General features: G+C 45.9%; 4 protein-coding genes. 2 read left to right on the forward strand and 2 right to left on the reverse strand.

The window, feature by feature from the left end; translation table 11 throughout:
* Together OGY35_RS01095 and OGY35_RS01100 are read left to right on the forward strand one after the other, a co-directional pair.
* Nucleotides 1–326, forward strand: a 326-nt coding sequence (locus OGY35_RS01095; protein WP_286631202.1) for a hypothetical protein, incomplete at its 5' end; no start/stop codon positions are given.
* Nucleotides 326–709: a tail fiber assembly protein gene (locus OGY35_RS01100; RefSeq protein WP_286631203.1), complete on the forward strand. Its 384-nt coding sequence runs from the start codon at nucleotides 326–328 to the stop codon at nucleotides 707–709. The genes OGY35_RS01095 and OGY35_RS01100, both read left to right, overlap by 1 nt.
* Here OGY35_RS01100 and OGY35_RS01105 read toward each other — a convergent pair.
* Both OGY35_RS01105 and OGY35_RS01110 read right to left on the reverse strand, forming a co-directional pair.
* A complete protein-coding gene (locus tag OGY35_RS01105) occupies nucleotides 687–929 on the reverse strand; it encodes a tail fiber assembly protein (protein WP_286631204.1) in 243 nt (80 codons plus the stop codon). The genes OGY35_RS01100 and OGY35_RS01105 overlap by 23 nt on opposite strands.
* Nucleotides 930–931: 2 nt before the next feature.
* On the reverse strand, nucleotides 932–1,287 hold a 356-nt coding region (locus OGY35_RS01110), incomplete at its 5' end, for a gp53-like domain-containing protein (protein ID WP_502872688.1).

Raw genomic sequence — 1,287 nt, forward strand, 5'->3', positions numbered from 1 at the left:
CAAACCTTCATTTGGGAGGAACTGCTAACTACGTCGATTTGGGTAATGGGTATCGGTTAGTCTGGGTTAAAGGTAATGCTCCCGGAGGGGCTCTAGCAGCAACCGCTGCTGTGGCGGTTTCATTAACATTTCCCCAGGCATTTGGGTCGACACCGGTTATCTACTGGCCTGCTGTATCTACCCCATCCGGGGTTACAGCAGGTGCGGGGGTAATCTCCACTTGTGCAGACCTTACTGCAACAGGTATGTCCATTAACCTCTACAACGCGTCAAATGCAAACAAGCAAATTACGTCTGTAATTGGTTTTGCTATAGGGAAAATGTGATGACAATTTTTTATTCTGCAATAACGCGTGGTTTTTATCGCACTGGTGATAATTTGCCTAAAGATGCCGTTGAAGTGTCTCAGGAAAGATTTGAAGAGTTGATATCACGGCAGGAACAAGGTTTTATCATTGCTCCTGACTCCACTGGATACCCTGTTGCTATTGAGAACACCGTTGATCCTATTGAGGCAGCAGCAGCGCGGAAATCACAATTGCGTATTATGGCTGATGATGAAATATCATGGCGGCAAGATGCTGTTGATGCAGGGATCGCAACAGATGAGGAAACCGCCGCACTGGCTGAATGGAAGAAATTCCGGGTCTTGCTGATGCGTGTTGATACAGCAAAACCCGAATGGCCTACACCTCCGGTAAGAGTGTAATTTCAGGGGGTGTCGGTTCCGGTTCTACATCCAACCAAATCGGCATCCCATCACTGCTGGCACCACGAATCTTTCCGGTTGGCGGATTCCTCATAAATTCAGCAGCAATTTCATCATTAATGGGGGTTGCGTCTGATAAGTCCCATCCAGCAACAATGTAGTTTTTTTTCAACACAGCTGGAAAGAACGCATTATTTTTAACTGACCATAAATATTTCATTATTATTTCCCAATTGCTCGCCAGTATAACCACTCACCAGTATTGGTCTTTGAGTTGATAACCGTCACTGATGACAGCGTCAACGTATCTTTATTAAATCCCCATGCGGACACATTACTTGTACTAGTGGATTGCGTTGTTTCTGTAAGGCAAAGATTTTCGACTTTATGGAGAAATGGTATGGGAAATAATAGCGTCTGTGTGACATTACTATCCTGTAGCAAGGTTCCCCACTGCTCAATATAACCATCTGGGGTACGCCTCCAGCCGTCGCCGCTGGCCCATTCTGACATGTCCGGTATCTGATTTTCCCCTGTACCAACATCTCGTTTTGCTGCCGTTCCCAAACCAAGGTTTG

This window comes from Citrobacter sp. Ct235, from assembly GCF_030332305.1.
Taxonomy (GTDB): domain Bacteria; phylum Pseudomonadota; class Gammaproteobacteria; order Enterobacterales; family Enterobacteriaceae; genus Citrobacter_A; species Citrobacter_A telavivensis.